This is a genomic window from Pseudomonas sp. p21, from assembly GCF_001642705.1.
GTDB lineage: Bacteria > Pseudomonadota > Gammaproteobacteria > Pseudomonadales > Pseudomonadaceae > Aquipseudomonas.
The window spans coordinates 371,340-391,679 of record NZ_LWBV01000006.1 but is presented as its reverse complement, the minus strand read 5'-3'; the positions used below and the strand labels follow the sequence as shown (position 1 = coordinate 391,679).

At 64.8% G+C, this 20,340-nt stretch carries 21 protein-coding genes and 1 tRNA gene; 12 read left to right on the top strand and 10 right to left on the bottom strand.

Annotation, left to right across the window (positions count from 1 at the left end):
• The first annotated feature begins 152 nt into the window (after positions 1–152).
• The 6 genes from A4C63_RS19160 (at position 153) to A4C63_RS19135 (ending at position 6,256) form a co-directional block, all read left to right on the top strand.
• Positions 153–1,805, top strand: coding sequence for a nitrite/sulfite reductase (locus A4C63_RS19160; RefSeq protein WP_063914062.1), 1,653 nt, complete (start codon positions 153–155; stop codon positions 1,803–1,805).
• Positions 1,789–2,283, top strand: a complete 495-nt coding sequence (locus tag A4C63_RS19155) for a DUF934 domain-containing protein (RefSeq protein ID WP_063914061.1) — start codon at positions 1,789–1,791, stop codon at positions 2,281–2,283. The genes A4C63_RS19160 and A4C63_RS19155 overlap by 17 nt, the downstream gene beginning before the upstream one ends.
• Before the next feature lie 354 nt (positions 2,284–2,637).
• Entirely contained in the window at positions 2,638–3,441 is an 804-nt protein-coding gene (dkgB, locus tag A4C63_RS19150; protein WP_063914060.1) for a 2,5-didehydrogluconate reductase DkgB, read from the top strand.
• Positions 3,442–3,445: 4 nt separating this feature from the next.
• Positions 3,446–4,438 carry a TIGR03571 family LLM class oxidoreductase gene (locus A4C63_RS19145; RefSeq protein ID WP_063914059.1) on the top strand — a complete coding sequence of 331 codons (993 nt, stop codon included), beginning with the start codon at positions 3,446–3,448 and terminating at the stop codon, positions 4,436–4,438.
• Positions 4,435–5,607 (top strand): MFS transporter, encoded by a 1,173-nt coding sequence (locus tag A4C63_RS19140; protein ID WP_063914058.1) that lies wholly within the window; start codon positions 4,435–4,437, stop codon positions 5,605–5,607. The genes A4C63_RS19145 and A4C63_RS19140 overlap by 4 nt, the downstream gene beginning before the upstream one ends.
• Positions 5,608–5,791: 184 nt before the next feature.
• Positions 5,792–6,256: a nuclear transport factor 2 family protein gene (locus A4C63_RS19135; protein ID WP_063914057.1), complete on the top strand. Its 465-nt coding sequence runs from the start codon at positions 5,792–5,794 to the stop codon at positions 6,254–6,256.
• On the opposite strand, the gene A4C63_RS19130 is transcribed toward A4C63_RS19135, so the two are convergent.
• Entirely contained in the window at positions 6,257–7,612 is a 1,356-nt protein-coding gene (locus A4C63_RS19130) for an ATP-binding protein (RefSeq protein ID WP_063914056.1), read from the bottom strand.
• A complete protein-coding gene (locus A4C63_RS19125; protein WP_063914055.1) occupies positions 7,609–8,319 on the bottom strand; it encodes a response regulator in 711 nt (236 codons plus the stop codon). The genes A4C63_RS19130 and A4C63_RS19125 overlap by 4 nt, the downstream gene beginning before the upstream one ends.
• Before the next feature lie 168 nt (positions 8,320–8,487).
• On the opposite strand from A4C63_RS19125, the gene A4C63_RS19120 reads away from it, so the two are divergent.
• The 5 genes from A4C63_RS19120 (at position 8,488) to A4C63_RS19100 (ending at position 13,034) form a co-directional block, all read left to right on the top strand.
• The gene (locus A4C63_RS19120) at positions 8,488–9,270 is read left to right on the top strand and encodes a VacJ family lipoprotein (protein ID WP_063914054.1); all 783 of its coding nucleotides are present in this window, start codon (positions 8,488–8,490) and stop codon (positions 9,268–9,270) included.
• Positions 9,260–9,493, top strand: a complete 234-nt coding sequence (locus tag A4C63_RS19115) for a hypothetical protein (RefSeq protein WP_063914053.1) — start codon at positions 9,260–9,262, stop codon at positions 9,491–9,493. Before A4C63_RS19120 ends, A4C63_RS19115 begins: the two co-directional genes overlap by 11 nt.
• Positions 9,494–9,734: 241 nt before the next feature.
• On the top strand, positions 9,735–10,967 hold the full coding sequence (locus tag A4C63_RS19110; RefSeq protein WP_063914052.1) for an MFS transporter: 1,233 nt from the start codon (positions 9,735–9,737) through the stop codon (positions 10,965–10,967).
• Positions 10,968–11,003: 36 nt separating this feature from the next.
• Positions 11,004–11,777, top strand: coding sequence for a helix-turn-helix domain-containing protein (locus A4C63_RS19105; RefSeq protein ID WP_063914051.1), 774 nt, complete (start codon positions 11,004–11,006; stop codon positions 11,775–11,777).
• 108 nt (positions 11,778–11,885) lie between these two features.
• Positions 11,886–13,034: a M14-type cytosolic carboxypeptidase gene (locus tag A4C63_RS19100; RefSeq protein ID WP_063914050.1), complete on the top strand. Its 1,149-nt coding sequence runs from the start codon at positions 11,886–11,888 to the stop codon at positions 13,032–13,034.
• A 193-nt stretch (positions 13,035–13,227) separates the two neighbouring features.
• On the opposite strand, the gene A4C63_RS19095 is transcribed toward A4C63_RS19100, so the two are convergent.
• The 8 genes from A4C63_RS19095 to A4C63_RS19060 form a co-directional block, all read right to left on the bottom strand.
• Positions 13,228–14,199: a spore coat U domain-containing protein gene (locus A4C63_RS19095; RefSeq protein ID WP_063914049.1), complete on the bottom strand. Its 972-nt coding sequence runs from the start codon at positions 14,197–14,199 to the stop codon at positions 13,228–13,230.
• Positions 14,196–16,493, bottom strand: coding sequence for a fimbria/pilus outer membrane usher protein (locus A4C63_RS19090; protein WP_063914087.1), 2,298 nt, complete (start codon positions 16,491–16,493; stop codon positions 14,196–14,198). Before A4C63_RS19090 ends, A4C63_RS19095 begins: the two co-directional genes overlap by 4 nt.
• A 108-nt stretch (positions 16,494–16,601) precedes the next feature.
• Positions 16,602–17,378: a molecular chaperone gene (locus tag A4C63_RS19085; protein ID WP_063914048.1), complete on the bottom strand. Its 777-nt coding sequence runs from the start codon at positions 17,376–17,378 to the stop codon at positions 16,602–16,604.
• A 39-nt stretch (positions 17,379–17,417) separates the two neighbouring features.
• Positions 17,418–17,921 carry a spore coat U domain-containing protein gene (locus A4C63_RS19080; protein WP_063914047.1) on the bottom strand — a complete coding sequence of 168 codons (504 nt, stop codon included), beginning with the start codon at positions 17,919–17,921 and terminating at the stop codon, positions 17,418–17,420.
• Between the two features lie 3 nt (positions 17,922–17,924).
• Positions 17,925–18,455, bottom strand: a complete 531-nt coding sequence (locus A4C63_RS19075) for a spore coat U domain-containing protein (protein ID WP_063914046.1) — start codon at positions 18,453–18,455, stop codon at positions 17,925–17,927.
• Positions 18,456–18,473: 18 nt separating this feature from the next.
• Positions 18,474–19,010: a spore coat U domain-containing protein gene (locus tag A4C63_RS19070; RefSeq protein WP_063914045.1), complete on the bottom strand. Its 537-nt coding sequence runs from the start codon at positions 19,008–19,010 to the stop codon at positions 18,474–18,476.
• Positions 19,011–19,040: 30 nt separating this feature from the next.
• Positions 19,041–19,568, bottom strand: coding sequence for a spore coat U domain-containing protein (locus A4C63_RS19065; RefSeq protein ID WP_063914044.1), 528 nt, complete (start codon positions 19,566–19,568; stop codon positions 19,041–19,043).
• Positions 19,569–19,761: 193 nt separating this feature from the next.
• A tRNA-Gln gene (locus tag A4C63_RS19060) sits at positions 19,762–19,836 on the bottom strand.
• 260 nt (positions 19,837–20,096) lie between these two features.
• Here A4C63_RS19060 and A4C63_RS19055 point away from each other — a divergent pair.
• Positions 20,097–20,339, top strand: coding sequence for a DUF465 domain-containing protein (locus A4C63_RS19055; RefSeq protein ID WP_063914043.1), 243 nt, complete (start codon positions 20,097–20,099; stop codon positions 20,337–20,339).
• The last annotated feature ends 1 nt before the right edge of the window (position 20,340 follow it).

Here is a 20,340-nt window from a genome sequence, read left to right as displayed (position 1 = left end):
AATGGCAGTCAGTCTCACATAGTCCATTTGGTTCTTTTCATATGCAAAAACATCACTTTAGCGCATAAACACAACCTGCTATCGTTCCTCGGCTCCGAAGCGGAGTGCGCGGCCGTGCGCGCGAATAGCTGCATGCCTGAGACAGGACTTTTATGTACGTATACGACGAGTACGATCAGCGGATCATCGAGGACCGCGTCAAGCAGTTCCGTGATCAGACCCGCCGCTATCTGGCCGGTGAGCTGAGCGAAGAAGAATTCCGCCCTCTGCGCCTGCAGAACGGCCTTTACATCCAACGTTTCGCGCCGATGCTGCGTGTCGCCGTGCCGTACGGCCAGCTGAACGCCACCCAGGTCCGCACGCTGGCCAAGATCGCCCGCGACTACGACAAGGGCTACGCCCACATCTCCACCCGCCAGAACGTGCAATTCAACTGGCCGGCGCTGGAAGACATCCCGGACATCCTCGCCGAACTGGCCACCGTGCAGATGCACGCGATCCAGACCAGCGGCAACTGCCTGCGCAACACCACCACCGACCAGTTCGCCGGTGTGGCCGCAGACGAAATCGTCGACCCGCGCCCTTGGTGCGAAATCGTCCGCCAGTGGACCACCTTCCACCCGGAATTCGCCTACCTGCCGCGCAAGTTCAAGATTGCCATCAACGGCTCGCAGGAAGACCGCGCCGCCATCGAAGTGCACGACATCGGCCTGGAGCCGGTGCGCAATGCCGCTGGTGAACTGGGCTTCCGCGTGCTGGTCGGTGGCGGCCTGGGCCGTACCCCGGTGGTGGGCTCGTTCATCAACGAATTCCTGCCGTGGCAAGACCTGATCAGCTACCTCGATGCCATCCTGCGTGTGTACAACCGTTACGGTCGCCGTGACAACAAGTACAAGGCGCGGATCAAGATCCTGGTCAAGGCCCTTACCCCGGAAGTGTTCGCCGAGAAGGTCGAGGCCGAAATGGTCCACCTGCGCGGCGGCAGCACCACCCTGACCGAAGCCGAAGTGCAGCGTGTATCGCGCCACTTCGTCGACCCGGCCTACCTGGCCCTGGACAACGTCGACTACGCCGCTCAGGACGCCGAGTACCCGGGCTTCGCCCGCTGGCGCTCGCGCAACACCCGCGCTCACAAGCGCCCTGGTTACGTGGCCGTGACCCTGTCGCTGAAGCCCACCGGCGTTGCCCCGGGCGACCTGACCGACAAGCAGCTGGACGCCGTGGCCGACCTGGCCGAGCGCTACAGCTTCGGCTTCCTGCGCACTTCGCACGAGCAGAACATCATCCTTGCCGACGTCGAGCAGCGCCAGCTGCACGCCCTGTGGCTGGAACTGCGCGAAAGCGGCTTCGCCACCCCGAACATCGGCCTGCTGACCGACATCATCTGCTGCCCGGGTGGTGACTACTGCTCGCTGGCCAACGCCAAGTCGATCCCGATCGCCGAATCCATCCAGCGCCGCTTCGACGACCTGGACTACCTGTTCGACATCGGCGAAATCGACCTGAACATCTCCGGCTGCATGAACGCCTGCGGCCACCACCACGTGGGCCACATCGGCATCCTCGGCGTGGACAAGAAGGGCGAGGAGTTCTACCAGGTGTCGCTGGGCGGCAATGCCGCGCGTGGCGCGAGCCTGGGCAAGATCCTCGGCCCGTCCTTCGCCCAGGAAGACATGGCCGATGTGATCGAGAAGCTGATCGCCGTGTACGTCGAGCAACGTACCGAGGAAGAGCGTTTCATCGACACCTACCAGCGTATTGGCATCGACCCCTTCAAGGAACGCGTCTATGCAGCGAATCATTAAGAACAACCAGATCGTCGACGAAACCTGGCACCTGCTGCCCAAGGAAACGTCCTTTGACGAGCTGACCAACTGCGACGACTACATCGTCCCGCTGCAGATGTGGCGCGACCATGCCCACGTACTCAAGGCCCGCGACGGCGGCCTGGGCGTGTGGCTGGACAGCGACGAGCAGGCGGAAGAAATCGGCGAGGACGTACATCACTTCCAGGTCATCGCGCTGAACTTCCCGGCGTTCACCGACGGGCGCAACTACTCCAATGCGCGCCTGCTGCGTGACCGCTACAAGTTCAAGGGCGAGCTGCGCGCCATTGGCGACGTGCTGCGTGACCAGCTGTTCTTCATGGCCCGTTGCGGTTTTGACGCGTTCGCCATCCGTGCCGACAAGGACCCGGAAGACGCGCTGCAAAGCCTGAAGGACTTCTCGGTGACCTACCAGGCCGCCACCGACGAGCCGCTGCCGCTGTTCCGCCGCCGCTGATTGTCGCCTTGCAATGCCAGACGGCCCGCCTTCATGGCGGGCTGTTTCGTTTTCCTGTACCGGCCTCTTCGCGGGTGAACCCGCTCCCACAGGGTCTGCGCCGCACTCAGGAACGGTGCAGTACCTGTAGGAGCGGGTTCACCCGCGAAGAGGCCGGGTCAGGCTTACCCTGCATTCCTGCAGCAACAGTCACGACACAACGGCCTATTCTTGCCTCCCGGTCAAATGACCTTGGCCCCGCCCCACCTTAATCAATCCCCCTCAAAGCCGCACACTGCTCCCCACACGAAAAGCGATCGAACCCGAGCGACCAGGCTCGGCTCGGTTCACCCCTTACGCATCAGGAGCAGATCCATGAGCATTCCATCCTTCGGCCTCGGCACCTTCCGCCTCACCGGCCAGGCCGTCATCGATTCCGTCAAGTCGGCCCTGGAACTGGGCTACCGGGTCATCGACACCGCACAGATCTACAAGAACGAAGCCGACGTTGGCCAGGCTATCGCCGAAAGCGGCGTCAAGCGCGACGAACTGTTCATCACCACCAAGATCTGGATTGAAAACTACGCCGCGGACAAGCTGATCCCCAGCCTGCGCGAGAGCCTGCAGAAACTGCGCACCGACTACGTCGACCTGCTGCTGATCCACTGGCCAGCCCCAGGCAACGGCGTTGAACTGCCCGAATACATGGCCGCCCTGGCCGAAGCCAAGAAGCTCGGCCTGACTCGCCAGATCGGTGTATCCAACTTCAACATCGAACTGACCCGCCAGGCCATCGAAGTGGTCGGCAAAGGCGAAATCGCCACCAACCAGATCGAGCTCAGCCCGTATCTGCAGAACAGCAAGCTGACCGCGTTCCTCAAGGAGCAAGGCGTCACCGTCACCTCGTACATGACCCTGGCTTACGGCAAGGTCCTGAAAGACCCGGTACTGGCCGACATCGCCGCCAAGCACAAGGCCACCGTCGCCCAGGTTGCCCTGGCCTGGGCCCTGCAGCTGGGCTACGCGGTGATCCCGTCGTCGACCAAACGCGAAAACCTGGCCAGCAACCTGCTCGCCCGTGACCTGAAGCTGGACGCCGACGACATGGCGCGCATCGCCAAGCTCGAGCGCAATGGCCGCGAAGTGAGCCCTGACGGCCTGGCGCCAATCTGGGATTGATGCCATGACCACACCCCTCGAACGCCTGACCGCTGGCGGCTTCAGTGTCGGCCTGGAAGCGCCGCTGGACCACGACTGGACGCCCGCCGGTGAACAGGCACGGCGCCGCAACGGCCGCCAGTTCGGCGAGCCGGACCTGGCCCGCCATGCAGAACTGGCACAACTGGCCGACCGCCTGGGCTACCGCGCCCTGTGGATCCGCGATGTGCCGCTGTATGACCCGTCGTTCGGCGACGCCGCCCAGGTGTTCGAGGTGTTTGCCTACCTCGGCTACCTGGCCGGGGTAACCCGCGACATCCTGCTCGGCACGGCTGCCGTGGTGCTGCCGATTCGCGAACCGCTGCTGACCCTGAAGTCGGCCAATAGTGTGCAGCGCCTCAGCGGCAATCGCCTGCTGCTGGGCGTGGCCAGTGGTGACCGGCCAGTGGAATACCCGCTGTTCGGTCGGGATTTCGAGGGGCGCGGCAACGCATTCCGCCAACAGGTCGCGCTGCTGCGTGATGGTGCCAACGGCCACCTGCCCGAAGGTCTGGCCGTATTACCCGGCACCGCCTCGCCGCTGCCGTTGCTGGTAGCCGGCCTGGCCCAGCAAAGCCCGGCATGGATCGGCAGCAACCTGGACGGCTGCCTGGCCTACCCCGGCACGCCGGATGACCACCGGCGGCGGGTCGCCGCCTGGCGCGCGGTGGCGGGCGACAAGCCCTACAGCAGCTTCATCCACCTGGACCTGGCGGACAACCCCGACGAACCGCTGCAACGCTGGCGCTTCGGTTTTCGCGGTGGCCGCAAGGCACTGGCGGCCGAGCTCGGCGCCCTGCGCGCGGCGGGCGTCGACCATATCGGCCTGCACCTGCGGCGTAACGTGCGACCGCTGGACGAAACCCTGCACGAAATCGCCGAATACGTACTGCCACAGTTCCATGAGACACCAGTCAAACTGACGGAGGCCACCCCATGCCCATTGACCGAGTTGGCCGCGCCGGAGCACGCGCAATGAACGCCGGGCGCGTCCTGTTTGCCCTGGCCATCGGTGCCTTCGGCATCGGCACCACCGAGTTCACGCCGATGGGCCTGCTGCCGGTGATCGCCCAAGGTGTCGACGTCAGCATCCCCAGCGCCGGCATGCTGATTACCGCCTACGCCATTGGTGTGATGGTCGGCGCGCCGATCATGACCCTGCTGTTCAGCCGTTTCGGCAAGCGCGCCGCACTGATGGCACTGATGGCCATCTTCACCCTCGGCAACCTGCTGTCGTCGCTGTCACCGGACTACTACACCCTGCTCGCCTCGCGATTGGTCACCAGCCTCAACCACGGCGCATTCTTCGGCCTTGGCGCGGTGGTGGCCGCCAGTGTGGTGCCCAAGGAGAAACAGGCCAGTGCCGTGGCCACCATGTTCATGGGCCTGACCATCGCCAATATCGGCGGCGTGCCGGCCGCCACCTGGATCGGCCAGCAGGTCGGCTGGCGCATGGCCTTTGCCGGTACCGCCGTGCTGGGCCTGCTGGCCATGGCCGCGCTGTGGTACGCCCTGCCCAAGGGTGAACGCGGCAGCGTGCCGCATGTACGCAAGGAGCTGGCGGTCATTGCCCGCCCCAGCGTGCTGCTGGCAATGGCCACCACCGTGCTCGGTGCCGGCGCCATGTTCACCTTGTACACCTACGTGGCACCGGTACTGGCCGAACTGACCGGCGCCTCGGACAGCTTCGTCACCCTGGGCCTGATGCTGATCGGTATCGGCTTCACCCTGGGCAACAGCCTGGGTGGCCGCCTGGCCGACTGGTCGCTGGAGGGTGCGGCGCGGATCGTCCTCGCGGCACTGGCAGTGATCATGCTGCTGATGCCGCTGGTACTGGGCAGCCACATCGGCGCCGCCATCGCCTTGCTGGTGTGGGGCATGTTCACCTTCGCCGTGGTACCGCCGCTGCAGATGCGGGTGATGATCGCCGCCATCGAAGCACCGGGGCTGGCCTCGTCGATCAACGTCGGCGCGTTCAACCTGGGCAACGCCTTGGGCGCGGCGCTGGGTGGTGCGGTGATCAGCCTGGATCTGGGCTTTGCGGCAGTGCCGATGGCCGGTGGCGTGCTGGCGGCTGCCGGGCTGCTGCTGGTGTGGCTGGGTGGCCGTAGCAAGGTCGCCGGGAAAGCCGCAGCCGACGCAGCCTGATAGAGTCCCCCTGTGGGAGCGCAGCCCAAAGGACTGGGCGATCCCCCAGGGGGATTGCGCAAGCTTTCTCGACCGATCTGAATTGTTCCATGCACTGCAATTATGAAGTGCCAGGCACACCCATTCTCTGTTCGGCCATCGGCTACTACTCTCCTTCAAGCCAACCGACCTGAGGAGAACCCCGATGTCCCGCCCACCCCTGCCACCCTTCACCCGTGAAAGCGCCATCGAAAAGGTCCGCCTGGCCGAAGATGGCTGGAACGGCCGCGACCCGGCCAAGGTCGCGCTTGCCTATACCATCGACACCGTCTGGCGTAACCGCGCCGAGTTCCCCCGCGGCCGTGCCGAGGTCGAGGCGTTCCTGGCGCGCAAATGGAACCATGAACTGGAGTACCGCCTGATCAAGGAGCTGTGGGCCTTCACCGGCAACCGCATCGCCGTGCGCTATGTCTACGAGTACCACGACGACAGCGGCCAGTGGTACCGCGCCCATGGCAACGAGAACTGGGAATTTGCCGACGACGGGCTGATGCAGAACCGTCATTCGAGCATCAACGAACACCCAATCAGTGAAGCCGAGCGCAAGTTCCACTGGCCGTTGGGCCGGCGCCCGGATGATCACCCCGGGCTCAGCGAAATGGGGCTCTGATCAGCCCAGCGGCAGCATGATCCTGACTTCCAGACCGCCACCGGGGCGGTTGCCCAGGGTCACGCTGCCTCCCTGCTCCAGCACGATGGCCCGTGCTGCGGGCAGGCCCAGCCCAACACCACCGGTATTGCGGTTGCGTGAACCTTCGATACGGTAGAACGGCGCGAATACCTGCTCATGTAGCTCCGGCGCGATGCCCGGCCCGCGATCCTGCACGGTAATCTCGATCTGCCTGGCGTTTACCGCCAACACCACCATGGGCTCACGGCCATACTTCGCGGCATTGTCGATCAAGTTGACCAGCACTCGCTTGATGCCCACCGGTCGCCCGGTGTACACACAGCGGCGCGGCCCGCTGAGGCCGACCTCGACCCCCGCATCCTTGAAATCGTCCACTACGGTCAGCAGCAATTCGCCCAGGTCGAATACGGTCGTCTGTTCCAGCCGTGCATCATCACGGAAGAACCCCAATGCCGCATCGACCATTGCCTGCATCTCGTCGACGTCCTTGAACAACTTGGCCTGTAGCTGGGCATCGTCGATGAACTCGGCGCGCAAGCGCATGCGCGTAAGCGGTGCACGCAAGTCATGGGAAATGGCCGCAAGCATCTGGGTACGGTCGTTGAGAAAATGCTTGAGCTGCGCCTGGGTGGCATTGAACGCGAGAATGGCCTGGCGCAGGTCATGCGGGCCGACCACCGGAATGGGCGGAGCATTGAAGTCCTTGCCAAAACGCCGCGCACCTTCGGCAAAGCGCTCCAGCGGCTTGGCCAGGTAGCGCGTGGCCAGCAGCGCGACGGCAAGGCTGGAAACCAGCATCAAGCCCAGGATGATCAGGTTGCGCGGCAGTTCATCCAGGCCCCAGCTGCGGTCGGTGGCACGGTACAGCACCCAGGACTTGTCGGTCAGCTCGATCATCAGCGCATAGCCACGCTCAGGTGCGTATTCCGGCATGTCGGACGGTTCGAAGGCCTCGACCCTGGCATCCGGGCGCTTGAGCAGCGCGCGCAGTATAGGCGTACCCTGGCTGAACTCGGCATCGACCAGCGCTGGCACGCCCGCTTCGTCATGGCGGCGCAGCCATCGCACGGAGTACGAGCCGTCGCCCGCCGCACTGGCGATGTTGGCACGCTGCGCCATGGGCGCGGCATCGAGAATGCGGGTGACCGCTGCAACCTTCTCGATCACCCCGCTCTCCAGCAGCGGTGGCTGCGCCCAGACGCTCAGCAACAGGCTGAACAAGCCCTTGAGCAGCAGCAGGAACAACATCGCCGTCAGGGTGGTCAGCGCGATCCAGCGGGCAATGGTGATTTTGGGCCGTGGCAGGGCCTGGCGAACCCTGGCAAACAGCTTCATCGCTTCGCGACCGTGGGCGTGAACAGGTAACCCGCGTTGCGCAGGGTACGGATCAAGGGCTCGTTGCCGTGGTCGGTTTCAAGCTTGCGGCGCAGCCGGCTCACCTGGACGTCAATGCTGCGATCATAGGCGTCGTAGGCATCGCCACGGGCCATGTCCAGCAATTGCTGGCGGCTGAGCACCCGCCGCGGATGTTCGGCGAACACCAGCAACAACTCGAACTCACCGTTGGACAAGGGGATCATGACGTTGTCCGGCGAACGCAGTTCGCGTCGCACCACATCCAGCCGCCAGCCAGCAAACTCCAAAATCGCGCAGGCATGGCCCGCCGCGCCACCGGCCGCTTCACCGGCACGGCGCAGTACTGCCCTCACCCGGGCCAGCAGTTCACGGGCGGCGAACGGTTTGGTCAGGTAGTCGTCTGCCCCCAGCTCCAGGCCAACCACCCGGTCACTCAACTCGCCCATGGCGGTGAGCATGATCACTGCCACCTTGTGCTCGGCCAGCAAGCGCTGGCACAGCACCAGGCCACTGTCGCCAGGCAGCATCACATCCAGAATGACCAGGTCTGGCACCCGCCGCTCAAGGGCCTGCCAGAGCGCCTTGCCATCCCTGGCCACGTCAACCTCGTAACCATGCTGGCAGAGAAACTTCTGCAGCAGGTCGAGCACCTCGACATCATCGTCGACTATCAGCAAATGGCTCACAAAAAAGCACCGCAAAACAAGGTTATCAAGCGGTACTTTAAGGCCATCCCTACACAGCCGTCATATATTTCAACCCGGAAACAAAGTGTCGACACCGAGACAATCCGGACATTCCCAGGCAAAGAAAACTGCGCAGCATCGCCGCCAGTTCTTGCCAGGAATGCATCTATGTCCCGTTCATCATCCGCCTCCCGTTCCGCGCGCTCTGCCGCGCTGGCCTTGTCGCTGCTCGTGGCGGGAGGCTGCAGCCAACGTGCAGCGGCCACGGCTGCCTGCGGCAATGTCGCCTATCAGGTCAGTGACCCGGCCGAGCCCGCCAACCGCGCCGTATTCGCCTTCAACCGCACGGTCGACGACTATCTGCTGGCCCCCGTCGCCCGGGGCTACACCGCGCTGCCCGGTTTTGCCCAACAGGGCATGCACAACTTTGCCAGCAACTTCGGTGAGCCCAAGGTGTTCGTCAACGACCTGCTGCAGGGCAATGGCGAACGGGCGATGACCAGCCTCAGCCGCTTCATCTTCAACACCACCCTGGGTGTGGCGGGGCTGGTCGACGTGTCTGGCAAAATGGGGCTGAGCCAGCACCGCTCGGACTTTGGCCAGACCTTCGGGGTGTGGAACATCGCCGATGGCCCCATCGTCGAGCTGCCGCTGCTGGGCACCCACAACCTGCGCGATGCCACCGGCACGCTACTGGGCCTGGCGCTGGACCCGTTTGGCGGCAACAGCGCTACCGTCGAAACCCTGGGCAACGTAGCCACGGCTGGAGGCATGGTCGACGCACGAGCCGAAGCACTGCCACTGACCGACTTGCTGCGCACCTGGCCTGATTACTACCTCGCGCTGCGTGACTACACCGCGCAGCGGCGCAGCAACCGGGTGGCGGAAGGCAAGGCCGGCGAGCCGGGAGCGTGGCCAGTGGACTGTGCAGGGGGTGCCCGTGACGAATGATGCTCAAGCCGCCGTGCTGCTGTTCAGGCGCCTGGAAGGCGCTGCCCGGCAACCGCTGCTGCTGCACGAATTGGAGGCCCGGGTTTCGGCTGATGGTCGGAGCCTGGTGCTGAGCCGCTATCGCGAACGCTTTACCGCCGAGGGCAAACCCTACCGGCACGAGGTTCATCGCAGCGTACCGATTGCCGCCTTGTTGCGCTGGGTGGCGCGGCAGGGTCAATGAAATTGGGGCCGCCTTGCGGCCCTTCGCGGGCACGCCCGCTCCCACAGGTGTCGCGCTGAGCTCAGGAAATACGCGGTTCCGGTGGGAGCGGGCGTGCCCGCGAAGGGCTGCAAAGTAGCCCCACGTTGGAGATGTCCGAAACGCGACAGTAGCTGCCTGTTCGGCGTGAGACAGGCAACCCGGGTACTGGCTAACCTGCGCCGGCAATGCCTTGCCCCCTTGCCACAGAAGAACCTTGCCCATGACGACCTCCACCGCCTCCATGGCCGCCACCACACCTGCCGACCAACCCCAGGGTTTTCTGGTCCGCATCGTCGGCGCTGCCGCGTTCGCCCACCTGCTCAACGACCTGATCCAGGCCGTGCTGCCGTCGATCTACCCGATGCTCAAGAGCGATTTCGCGCTGAGCTTTGCCCAGATCGGCTGGATCGCCCTCATCTACCAGGTGACCGCCTCCCTGCTGCAACCCTGGGTCGGCCTGTACACCGACAAGCACCCGCAACCCTACCTGCTGCCGGCCGGCATGCTGGTGACTCTGGTAGGCATCGCCCTGCTCGCCTTCGCCGGCAGCTATGAAATGCTGCTGGTGGCCGCCGCGGTGGTCGGCGTGGGCTCGGCGACCTTCCACCCCGAAGCCTCGAGAGTGGCCAGAATGGCTTCCGGTGGGCGCTTCGGCACCGCGCAATCGACCTTCCAGGTCGGCGGCAACACCGGCTCGGCCCTCGGCCCGCTGCTGACCGCTGCCATCGTCATTCCGTATGGCCAGCCGGCCATTGCCTGGTTCATGCTGGCGGCCGCGCTGGCGGTATTCGTGCTGTTACGGGTAACCGGCTGGACCGTGCGCCACGGCCAGACCCGGCTCAAGACCTTCGCCGGCCAGCAGGCAGCCGGCCTGTCGCGCGGTGCCATGTGGCGTGCCGTGGCGGTTATCGCCGTATTGATGTTCGCCAAGTTCGTCTACATCGCCTCGTTCACCAACTACTTCACCTTCTACCTGATGGAGCATTTCGGCCTGAGCGTGCAGCACAGCCAGCTGTACCTGTTCGTGTTCCTCGCGGCCGTGGCAGTGGGCACCTTCGCCGGTGGCCCGGTGGGTGACCGTATCGGGCGCAAGGCGGTGATCTGGGTCTCGTTCCTCGGCGTTGCGCCCTTCGCCCTCGCCCTGCCCTACGCCAACCTGGCCTGGACCGTGGTACTGGCGGTGGCCATCGGCCTGGTGATGTCCTCGGCCTTCGCCGCCCTGGTGGTGTATGCCCAGGAGGCCGTGCCGGGCCGGGTCGGCATGGTGTCGGGGGTGATGTTCGGGTTGATGTTCGGTATCAGCGGCATCGGCGCCGCCGGGCTCGGTGAACTGGCCGATCGGCATGGCATCGAGTGGGTGTACCAGGTCATCTCGTTCCTGCCGCTGCTGGGGCTGGCCACCGCGCTGCTGCCGGCGACCCGCTCGCAAGCCCGCCCCAGCCGCTGCTGTTAAAATGGGCGTGCCGGGCTGCCTGTACAAGAGGTCGAAATGCTAAAGCCGCAGCGTGAATTGCTGGTGGAGGTCGATGAGTGGACCTGGGAAGTGGGCAGCCGTGCGACGGACTACCCGACCGACTGGTTCATCGAGCCCCACAGCCATGCCAAGCACCAACTGATCTATGCCACCAAAGGCCTGATGATCGTCGAGTCCGGGAACGAACGCTGGACCGTGCCCCCCAGCCGCGGCGTCTGGATGCCCTGCGGCCAGGTGCACGCGATCCGCTGCGTGGGCGATGTGAAGATGCGCAGCGTGTTCGTGCGCACCGACGCGGCAGTGCAGTTGCCCGTGCAGAGCAAGGCCATCAGCATCTCGCCGTTGCTCAGCGAACTGATCAAGGCCTCCGTAGGCTTTACCGCGCCGTTTGCCGAAGACTCGCGTGAAGCCCGGGTGATGCGCCTGATCCTCGACGAGATCTGCGTGCTGCCGACTTTGCCGCTGAAGCTGTCGCAGCCCGGCGACAAGCGCCTGCAGGCGATCTGCTCGGCGCTGCATGAGCGACCTGACGATAACGCCACCTTGGCCGACTGGGGCCAGCAGCTGGGGGTGGACGAAAAGACCATCCAGCGCCTGTTCCGCAAGGAAACCGGCATGACCTTCGGCCAGTGGCGCCAGCAGGCGCGGCTGATGCAGGCACTGGAGCGGATCGCCCTGGGCGAGCGGATCATCGATGTGGCGGGGACGCTGGGGTATGACAGCCCCAGTGCCTTCGCCAGCATGTTCAAGCGCCAGTTCGGTATCACGCCGAGTCAGTTCTTCAAATAGCCTGTAGGAAACATATGAGATCGCCCCGCGTCGCCTGATCTCGCGCATCAACCCTGTCAAGCCGTGTACAGTAGCCTCACAACAAAGCCCCCAGAAGGAGCCCGGCACATGACCGTGACGCTGTCCCCCCTGCAGATCGACTGCGATTTCGACTCCGGCAACATCCAGGTGCTGGATGCCAGCAACCCGGCCCAGGTACACCTGGCCATCCGCCCGGACACCCACAGCGGCCACTACCAGTGGTTCCACTTCAAGGTCAGCGGGCTGACGCCGGGCCAGGTCCATCGCTTCAGCCTCGACAACGCCTCCGGCTCCTCCTACAAGAATGCCTGGAGCGGCTACAACGCCGTGGCCTCCTACGATCAGCACACCTGGTTCCGCGTCCCCAGCCAGTTCGACGGCACGGCGCTGTCGTTCGAGGTAAAGGCCGAACAGCCACACATCTGGTTCGCCTACTTCGAGCCCTACCCGCGCGCGCGCCACAACCAGCTGATCGAACGTGCCCGGCAACTGCCAGGGGTCGAATTGCTCGCCAATGGCCGCAGCGTACAGGGCCGCGACATTCCCCTGCTGCGCGCCGGTGACGGTGCCGCTGGCAAGCGCAAGCTGTGGCTGATTGCCCAGCAACACCCGGGCGAACACATGGCCGAGTGGTTCATGGAAGGCGTGATCGACCGCCTGCAGGCCAACGACGCGGTGATCCAGCAGTTGCTCGCCAAGGCCGACCTGTACCTGATCCCCAACATGAACCCCGACGGTGCCTTCCTCGGCCACCTGCGCACCAACTTCAAGGGCAAGGACCTCAACCGTGCCTGGCAGGACGCCAGTGTCGAACTCACCCCAGAGGTGTTCTTCGCCCAGGCGCAGATGAAGCAATACGGCGTGGATGCGTTCATCGACGTGCATGGCGACGAAGAGATTCCCCATGTGTTCACCGCGGCCTGCGAGGGCAACCCGGGCTACACGCCGCGGCTGGCCAAGCTGGAAGAGCAGTTCCGCAGCACCCTGTGCAGCCTGACCCGCGACTTCCAGACGGTGCATGGCTACACCCGCGACGAACCGGGGCAGGCCAACACGACGCTGGCCTGCAACGCGGTGGGGATGGCGCATGACTGCCTGTCGCTGACCCTGGAAATGCCGTTCAAGGACCATGACGACGCGCCAGATGCCGTCACCGGCTGGTCGGGGGCGCGCTCGAAGGCGTTGGCCGGGGCGGTTCTGGAGACATTGGCGAAGATGGTTGGCGATTTGCGTTGACTGAAACGGCCCATCGCCGGCAAGCCGGCTCTCACAGGACTGCACATGACTCATGGCATTAGCAGGGACCCTGTGGGAGCGGCTTTAGCCGCGAACACCGGCGTAGCCGGTGCCATGCACCGCGTTGGATTCTTCGCGGCTAAAGCCGCTCCCACAGGTTACGCGGACCGCCGCTCCCACAAGGTCCCTGCACTCAGAACTGCACATCCAGAATCACACTGTCGGTATAGGTCGCCGCCGGCGGTGTAGCCTGGTCGGTGTAGACCTTGGCGTTGTAGTTGAACACCTGGCTACCGGTGCCGGTACCCGTGCCGGGGTTTACATCGGCATCGGCACTGGCCCGTCGCGCAGCCCCTACCGAACCCCAGCGCACCGCACCGGCGCTCTTGAAAATGTCATAGGCCAGGTAGTTGTTGGCCGCCGACTTCATCCGCCGTCGCCCATTGGCTGCGTTCTGGCCGTCATCCAGGCCCACGGTGTAATTGCTGCCCTTGGTGCACGATACACTCAGGCTCTGGCTCACCGTGCCGAAGCCTGCCACCACCGGCGCACTGGAGAAGCTGATAGTGGGTGTGGTGATCTGGCAGTCGTTGGTCACCGTCAGGCTCACGTACAAATTCTGGCTACCCGAGTTGATGTCACGCCCCGCGCAAAGCCCGCCGAGGCCAATTCCCGCACAGTAATTCCAGCTCCAGGCCACGGTCAGGGTCTCCTGGTACAGGCCTGCTGCGACGTTGCTGCCAGTCTGGGTACGCATGTAGATCGGCACAGTCTTGGGCGTGGAGCTGCCGAGCAACCCCAGCACGTCGATGATACTGTTGCGGGCGAAGTCGTAGGGCTGGCCACGGGTCAGCGGATAGTTGGTACTGTTGTCGGCATACAGCGTGTAGGGGATGACGTCGCCCGTCGGACCGACCAGGCCGCCCGACGCGGGCAGGATGGTGGCGTAGAAGTGATCATCGCTGCTGAGCAGGGTAAGCAGCGAACCGCTGCACTGTAACCCCGAGTTCAGCGTCGAGGTGCTTTGTACCGTGTTGAGTACCTGCCGCGAGCTGAGGCTGCCGAACGCTGCCGGCGACGTCGCGACCGACGAGCACAGCGCCCACGCCGAACCTGCCGGCAGTAACAGTAACCCCGCCCACAACCCACGCCAGCAGGCCGTCATTTGCACACCAACGGACCGATCAAGGGGATCGAGCCTTGCGCTTCAGGCAGGTCGAACGCCACCTGGCAATGCCCGCCCCCTTCCAGCTCCACCTGCAGGCGGTTATGCGCCGCCAGGTTCTCCAGGTACACCAGGCCATCCCAACCGACTACAGCCTGGCCGCCACTTTCAGCATGGGTGACACGGCTGCCCAGCTTGAGCGCCTGCCGGTCAGCGTCCACCAGTTCGACACTGGCCGCCAGCACGCGCCTGAGCGGGAACTCCAGCAAGTAGCCGCTGCCTCGGCGCACCGCCACCCGCTGTTCCACTTCCGGCGCGAGGATGTCCGGCGGCAGGTCCATGGGGTCGATCTCGTACTTGCCGCGGTAGTAACCGCTGCCGTACGGCACCAGCAGGTGGCCGTCAGCATCGGTGCGGCCTACTTCCTGGTTTTCATAGCGCACCGGCACATCGGCGTAGCCACCGGTGCTGACCACCACGAAAGCATCGTCGATACGGTTGGCAGCGAACAGCCCGGCATCCATCCACACCAGCGAACCACTGGCGTCGGCCCAGCGGGTCATTTCGCCACTGCTGCCATACACACCGGCCTGCAACTGCACCGACTGCAGGCGCCAGGTGACATCGGCCTGGCGGTAAGCATCGCGCTCGCTACCGGCGGCATAACCCAGGTTGTACCCGAAACCACCACCCACCGGCGTCGCGCGGCTGTAGTTGACCCGCTGCAAGGTCTCGCCTTCCTGGCTGCGCTCCATGCCCAGGGCCAAGGTGCCGTGCAGGTCGAACGGGATCACCAGTTGTGCCTGCACCGCCCACTGGCTGTCCCCCACTTCACGGTTGGCCGACAGGTACACGCTGCTGTTCCCCCACAGCGGCCTGCTGTAGCTCAGGTTGATCAGCCGGGTACGCGTGCCGTCGCCGGCGCGCACATCGAAGTAGCCGGCACCGATGTTGCCGTATTCGTTCAGGTTCAGGCTCAACGTGACCTGTTCGCTGCGCTGGCTCAGCTGTATGTCCTGGCTGTCGACCCGGGTCAGGTCGGCGTAGTCGCCATGGCGTTGCAGGCGCTGGTAGCTGAAGCCGATGCGCTGGCTGTTGTATTGGTAGCCGAGGGCGACCTGGTGGCCCTTGTCGCCGTCGAACCGGCTCTGCGCCAAGGCAGCGTTGAGCACGCCGAAGTTGCCCAGGCGCAGGTTGCCGCCCAGGCCGCCCAGCATCAGCGATTCGGCAGTTTCGGCATGGGTCTCCAGGGTGAGGATATCGCTGACCCCGTAGCGCAGGCTGGCCGAGGCAACCCCTGGGCCATAGGCAAAATCGCGCACTCCGTAGTCCCGGCGCAGGCTACCGGCTGCCACCGAATAATCCGCCAGGCCCTGCTGCAGCAGGCTGCTGGTGACGTAGAACGGCAAAGTGGTCGACACCTGCCGACCAAGGGCATCGGTGGTGACCACCACCGCTTCCCCGGCGCCGTTGATGAACGGCACGTTGGTCAGTGTGTAGGGGCCCGGCTGCAACTCGGTGGTGCTGGACTTGTAGCCATTGATGAACAGGTCCAGCGAGGTCGGCACCGCTGCTTCACCGGAGAACGCCGGCAACGGGTAGGTGACCAGGTCGGGGCGCACAGCGAAATCGCGCGATAGCTGCAGGCCACCGACCCGCACCGAGCTGCTCCAGGGCAAGGCGCCGGTCACCAGGTCACCGGCTTCGTAGGTCAGCAGGCGCGGCTCGTCGGTGAAGCGCCAGGTGGTGTCGTAACGCAAGAAGCCCTGGCGCGTGTCGTCGGCCGGCGCACCATTGAACGACTGGCGCCACTGCCCGGTGCTGGAGAACGTACCCCAGCTGTCGAACAGGCGCAGTTCGTTCCAGGCTGCCAGGTAGCTGCCGCCGTCATCGGTGTCGTTGAGGTACAGGTCGTAGTTGAACAACGCGCCGAAACTGCTGCGCGCATCGCTGGCCGGGTACAGGTTGCGGTCGCCCAGCTGCTGGTCGGGCAGCCAGGCCGGCGGCACTTGCAGCAGCAGGCGCTGGTTCTGGCTGTCGTAGTCGGCGTGCAGCCCCGCGATGGCCTCCAGCGCCACCTCGCCCTGGGGGTTGCCCGGCAGCGAGACACCGGCCCCGCGCAACACCTCGCTGTCCAGGTACAACTGCCCGGCGCGCTGCTGCACCGGCACCAGTTCAGCTCTGGGCATCTGGTTCACCAGCAGCTCGAGGTACAGCGTGGCGTCGGCGATGGCGGACAGCTCCGTAGGCGGTGGCGGCAGGTCGTCGGCCAGCACCAGGCCAGAACCGACCAGGGCCAGCCCCAGGCACCAGCGGTGCGTCGCCGCCGTCAGCCACCTCACACACGGTTTCCAACCATTGCCAGGTCCTCCCTGGGCCCTGCTCGGCATTCAGGCGCGAGCTCATTGGCTTTGGCGGATGGCGTCCGCACTGCTCTGGCCGTTCAACCTCCCCTTCAGCACACTGCCGGCATTCGGTGCCTGCGGTGCTGGCCAGCGCATGCTGGCCCCCGGCAGCACATAGCCCAGCAGGCCCTCGGCCAGTGGCGTGGTCTGGCTGCCCTGTTGCAGCACTACATCGGTCAGGCGTGCATGCACAGGGCCGGTGTTGCGCAGTTCCACGTAGGGCTTGCCCTGCACGCTTACCGCGCGCCAGCTGAGTTGCGGCTTGCCGACACCCTCGGCATTGCGCTTGCCCGCAGGGTCGGCCTTGCCCCACAGGCCTTCGCCGTAGACGAACAGGGGCACCGAGTAGCGCATCTGCAGGCGGATCGCAGCGGTGGTGCCGGGCTCGGCCTTGTCGACGGGGATGGCGGGCGGGATTTCGTCGATGATGATGCGGTAGGCCTGCTCCTGGCCGACTGGCGAGGGGCCGGTGCGGGTCAGGCGGATTAGTTGCTTCTGCCCGGGGGCGATGTTGGCCACCGGCGGGCTGCCGATGATCTCGCGCTGCGCCTGGTACTGTTCCTGGTAGTCACCCTGGCGCCAGGCGAACACCCGCACCTGCAGGTTGGCCGGTGCAGTGCCGCGGTTTTCCAGCCATAGTGCGCCGGCCTTCTGGTCAGCCTCCAGCACCGGGTCGATCGGCCAGATAAGCACCGAGGTGGCGGCCCCGGCCGGCAGGCTCGCCAGCCACAACGCACCGATCAATCCACGCGCCCACTTCGCGCCTGCCCCCATGAAGCTCTCCTTGGATACTGGTCGTTGGTGCCGATGTATTCACCAGGTCACCGTCACCTGCACTACATCGGTATAGGTCCCTGCCGGCAGCGTACCGCTCAGCTGGAGCCGGCCGTACACCGGCAGCTTGATCGCCGTCGGGTCGGTGTAGCTCACGGCCACGCTCTGGCCGATCCCCAGGCTCTGGCTGTAAGCCGCATCCCGGTACAACTGGTAGGCCAGCACCTGCGTGCCGCCCGTGCGCTTGAGGTAGCGTGTACCGCTGGAACTGTTCTGTCCGCCATCCACACTCATGCTCAAGGCCACCCCCGGGGTGCACTGAAAGGTCACCGTGGTACCGCCCAGCGAGGTGCCGAGGACACTGGTGGCCAGCGCCGACTGCGTGCCATAGTTCAGCGTCCCGTAGTTGCTGACGCCGCCCACCACCAGGCACCCGGCGACGATCTGCGCCGTCACCATGAAGCTGCTGGTGGTCGCCGCATCCAGAGGTGCGGCCAGCAGCACACCGAGGCCGCTCAGGCCGCCCGCCAGCCAGCCGCGCATGGCTCAGAACGACAGCTCGACGGACACCGTGTCGGTATACGCCCCCGCCGGCAAGCCGGCCTTGCCACGCGCCTGACCATACAGGTTGACGGTCTGGGCCGCGCCGCTGCTGGTCGGCAAGGTGATGGTGCCGTCGATGGCCAGCAGCTGCGTGTGCCCGGCATCGGTGTAGAAGTCGTACGGCACGAAGTTGCCGGCGCCATCCGCCAGCGCACGGTTGCCCCCGGCCGACTGGCCATCGTGTAGGCCGCCCCGGACACGGATCACCGGTACCGTGCCGGCCGAACAGAGAATGCTCATCGCCCCTCCGCCGCCGCCGATTACCTGGGCGTCGGCAGTGGTGAACAGGGCATCCTTGGTGCCGAAGTCCAGGGCACCAAAGCTCACCCCCGAGGTGCCTGAGCTGCCATTGACCTGGCACGCTGCGGTCAAGGTCAGCGTCGAGTCGATGGTCCCGGTCGTGGCGGCCTGGGCCTGGGAAGCCAACGCCAGCCCCAGACCGGCGAGGATGCAGCGTGAAAGGTTCATTCGCATCGAAATCTCCTTGCGTCGTTACCAGTCCAGGGTCACCCTGAGGGTGTCACGGTACAGCCCGGCCGGCAGCGCGCGCGGTTGCGCCACTACCACACCGTAGATGGGGATCGGTATCTGCCGGGTACTGCTGATGGTGAAGGCACGCGCCTGGCCGATGCCGTAGCGGCTGTTGCCGCCCGGGTCGATCGCCAGCTGATAGGGGATCAGCTCGCGGCCGTTACTCAGGCGCCGTATGCCGTCACTGCCATTCAGGCCACCGTTGATACGCACGTTGAACGCCCGCACTTCGGGCGTGCAGCTGATCTGCAGGCTGCCCTCGCCGCTCACATCATCGACCTGGCTACGCAGCGGTTGGTCCCAGTGCGGACCGCGCTCGCCGAAGTCCAGCACCCCCGGGTTGCCCACCACTGTCGGTTGCGTCTCGTTGCTGCTGACCTGGCAAGCCGCGCTGATTACCAGCCGCGCCTGGATGAAACCGGTGCTGGTGCCATGCGCGGCACCGCCGGGCACCAGCAGCGGGCCCAGGGTAAGCAGCAGGATCGAGGTGCGGTTCATGGCGTCGCGTCCTTGTGCATGTTGGCATCCCTACCAGGTGACGGTGACTTTGAGCAGGTCGGCATACATACCTGCGTGTGGTACCCAGGCCAGCTTGTCGATCCGTGCATACAGCGGCAGCTCGACCGAGCCGCTGTCCGGCACCCGCGCCGAATGCGCCACATTCACCGCCAATGGTTCGCGCCAGGCGGCGTCGCGGTAAAGGCGATAAGGGATGGGCCGGGCTTTGTCATCGTCGCTGGCCAGGAAACGCAGTTCGCCGACGCCGCCATGCTGACCACCGTCGACGCGGACCTGGTACGGGGTGTCGGGATTGCACTCCAGGCGTGGCGGGCGCTGGCTCAACAGAACGCCGCTGAGCGGCGCGCCAGGGCCATCCAGCCGCGCAGCAGCGCCCATGTCGATCCGCCCCAGCGCCTGTGCACCGGCATCGCGGGGCTGGTTGACCAGCATGCAGCCGCGCTGCACCAGCACCCGTACCTCCACCAGGAAGTCCGTCGCCATGGCACCACTGCTCAACATAAGGCCCAACAGGGCGGCCAGGGAACGCTCCGTCACCTTATTATCCTTGTCGATGTCTGCAGAACTGAGCGTAGCAGCGAGGTGGCATCACGGTGCTGGCATCAAGCCACTTTTTTGTATTAGTGATAAAGCGGGGGGAAGGGCTGCATATGGATGCAAAAGACAGAAACGACAAAGCCCAGCGCTTGTCTTTCAAGCACCGGACCGAGATACGTTTGAAGCAAGAAAATGGCAGGGGCGGCTGGATTCGAACCAACGCATGGCAGGATCAAAACCTGCTGCCTTACCGCTTGGCGACGCCCCTGTATCGGATGCAGCGTTTGCTGCTCTGACAATTCCAACTGAGAGACAACTGGGTTGTTGTCTTGGAATGCGCGGCACTTTAACAACAAACTTTCGGTCTGTGAACCCCCTGATGAAAAAAAATTACCAAAAAACAGCGAGTTAGTCATTTTCGCGGTTGGCGCAGCGACCATCCGTCGTTTTCTCCCCGCTTCGCTTCAACACAATCGCATTCCTCCCTTCCAATCAGATGAGCCAACTGCATTGACCAAGGAGGACCCCATGCCTGTTTCCCACGATCTTTACCAGGACTTGCACTACCCGCGCGAAATCGTCCAGCAGCGCCGTCAGGAGGACAAGGAGCTGGACCGGCTGCTGGACGAGTACATGGACATCGACAACCAGGTGCTGGCCGCCGAGTCGATCTCGGCTGGCAACTTCGAAGATGAGGACCTGCGCCGCCTGAAGGAGCGCCGGCTGGCCGTGAAGTACATGATCGAACGCCAGCTTCAGCACAAGCCCTGAG